The organism is Rhizobacter sp. P3_B12 (assembly GCF_056402895.1).
Map to the genome: position 1 here is coordinate 1 of NZ_JBFUGN010000777.1, position 2,989 is coordinate 2,989.

Consider the following 2,989-nt stretch of genomic DNA (forward strand, 5'->3'; position numbering starts at 1 on the left):
GCCTGACGCAGAACACCGGCTTCACGCAGGGCGAGGACTTCGGCAACACCTTCACGCCGGCCGCCAACGCGATCAGCCTGCGCGGCCTCGGGCCGAACCACACGCTGACGCTGATCAACGGCCGCCGTGTCGCCGACTACCCGACCGCCTACGACGGCGAGGTCAATTTCGTGAACCTCGCCAACATCCCGTCGGCGCTGATCGACCGCATCGAGATCCTCGACGGCGGGGCCTCGGCGATCTACGGCTCCGATGCCATCGCCGGCGTGGTCAACATCATCCTGAAGAAGCAGCTCGACGGCATCCACCTCAACGTGAAGGCCGGCACCACGCAGCAGGGCGGCGGCGAGAACCTGCGCGTGCAGCTCAGCGGCGGCATCGCGAGCGACGCCGTGACCGGCGTCTGGGGCCTGGAGCTCGGCAAGCGCCAGCCGATCTGGAGCCGCCAGCGCGACTTCATGGCCGACACCACGCTGGCCGGCGCCGCGCCGACGGCGATCGCATCGCGCCGCAATGCCGACACCGGCGCCTACGTCGACCCCGGCACCGGCTGCGACGCGCTGGGTGGGCTGTTCGACGGCAGCACCCGGCACTACCAGGCGGGCAGCCGCAACTACTGCGCGAGCGGCCGCGCCCAGCCGACCTACTGGACCACGCAGACCGGCACCGAGACCGCCAACCTCGCGGGCTTGTTCGACGTTGCGCTGACCCCGAAGACCACGCTGTTCGCCGAAGCCTTGCTCGGCGTGGCCAAGACCGAGAACAACACCCGCGGACCGAGCTGGACCTCGCTCGGCGCGAGCAGCAGCTATTTCCGCAACGCCAACACCGGCGATCTCGAGACCTGGACGCGCCGCCTCGCGCCCGAGGAGCTCGGCGGCGTGACCCGCTTCAGCCGCGAATGGCGCGACACCACCGGCAACCTCGCGTTCGGCGCGCGCGGCGACCTGGTCGACGGCTGGAACTACGAGGTGGCCTACAACGCATCGGCCTACCGCAGCAAGACCGTCACGCCGCGGCTGCTGGCCTCGGTCGACAGCTTCTTCCTCGGCCCTCAGCAGGGCACCGATGCCGACGGCACCCCGATCTACGCACCCGATCCGGCGCGGCTGTACACGCCGCTGACAGCCGCCGAGTTCGGCGCGATCAGCGGTGCCAGCAACGGCGACAACCGCTCGTGGAACCACGGCCTGAGCGCCAGCGTGCGCGGCGACCTGCTGCAACTGCCGGCCGGGCCGCTGCAGCTCGCCGCGGTGGCCGAGCTCGGCTCGCAGGGCTTCAGCAACCGCTCGGACCCGCGGCTGGGGCAGGGCGTGTTCTACAACACCAAGGAGGTGGCCGAAGTGAAGGGCACGCGGCAGCGCCAGGCGCTGGGCGCCGAGCTGAACGCGCCGCTGTCGCGCGAGGTGACGGCCACGCTCGCCGGCCGCTACGACGACTACGCGTTCGCCGGCCGGCATGACGACAAGCTGACCTGGCAGGCCGGTCTGGAGTTCCGGCCGAGCCGCGAGCTGCTGCTGCGCGCGAACCACGCGACCAGCTTCCGCGCGCCGGACATGAGCTACATCTACACCGCCGAGAGCCGCGGCTACTACTCGTCGTCGACCGACTACCTGCGTTGCGCGCAGGCCGGCCAGCCGGTGGCGACCTGCGAGTTCGCCAACGTGTCGCCCGGTTTCAACTACGTCAGCAACGGCAGCGCCGACCTGAAATCCGAGAACGGCCGCAGCTGGGGGCTGGGCGCGTTCTGGTCGCCGAGTGCGCAGTTCGAGGCCTCGATCGACTTCTGGAAGATCGAGATCGACAACCTGGTCACGACGCTCGACGCCGACAAGCTGCTGCGCGACGAGGCCGATTGCCGCAGCGGCGCGCGGGACCCGGCCAGCCCGAGCTGCCTCGACACGTTCTCACGCGTGCGCCGCAACCCGGCGAATGCGGTGGTGCGGCCGGGCGAGGTCTACGAGATCGCGGTCAACCCGATCAACGCCGCGCAGGAGAGCACGCGCGGCTTCGACCTCGGCGTGCGATACCGCTGGGCCACCGAGGGCTGGGGCCGCTGGCAGGTCGGTGCGAAGTACACACGGGTGCAGAGCTTCACGTACCAGCAGTTCGCCGGCGACGCCGCGACCAACCAGGTCGGCACGCGCGATTTCACCGGCTGGCCGACCAAGCTGGTCGCGACGCTGGACGGCAGCTTCGGCGACTGGGGCGCGACGCTCACGTCCAGCCGCTACGGCCGCATCGCCGATGGCGACGAGGGCTTCGTGCCGCCGCAATGGCTGCACAACCTGAGCGGCAGCTACCAGCTCGCGAAGAACACGCGGCTGACGCTGATCGTCAACAACGTCGCGAACAAGACGGTGCGCGACGACACCGGGGGCTGGCCGTTCTATCCGGTGGGCTTCTACAGCCCGCACGGGCGGCAGGGCTGGGTGGAGTTCGAGCACGTGTTCGGTGGGGGCTGATCGCCCGGGCCCGCGGCGTCAGCGTGGTGGTTCACCGACGACCCGCGTCACCACGGCGCCCAGCCCGGACAGCGTCCTCGCCTCGTCCAGCGCCTTGTAGACGTCCTCGCCGACAGGGGCGCCCGCGTTCGCCGCGAGCGGCTGTCGGGAGAGGAGCTCCCGGACCATGCGCGACGCGATTTCACGCTGCAGCCCGGAGGGCGGCGGATCGATCGCCGGCCCCGCGGTGATGGCGGCCAGCGCGGCGGCGCTGGGCTTGATCTCCGGCATGTCGGTGCGCGGCGTGCTGCGCGTCAGCACCGACTCGAAGGTCGGCGCGTTCTGGACGCGGTTGCCCAGCTTCCAGTCGCTGCGCGGAATGCCCATCATCGTCAGGATGGTGGCGATGACCGAGGTGTGGTCGAACGGCGTCGCGGGCCCGGCCCGGAAGACGGTGTTCGCCTCGATGTAGGGCGACACCAGGATCAGCGGAACGCGCACGCCGAAGCGGTCGAAGCCGAAACCCAGCTCGCTCTGCGTGGGGG

The 2,989-nt window shown here is 70.6% G+C and carries 2 protein-coding genes; one reads left to right on the forward strand and one right to left on the reverse strand.

Annotated features, from left to right (window positions below):
• The coding region (locus tag AC1D01_RS27820; protein WP_477872166.1) for a TonB-dependent receptor domain-containing protein at positions 1-2,465 on the forward strand (2,465 nt) is incomplete at its 5' end.
• Between the two features lie 18 nt (positions 2,466-2,483).
• Here AC1D01_RS27820 and AC1D01_RS27825 read toward each other — a convergent pair.
• Positions 2,484-2,989, reverse strand: a 506-nt coding sequence (locus AC1D01_RS27825; protein ID WP_477872168.1) for an alkaline phosphatase family protein, incomplete at its 5' end; no start/stop codon positions are given.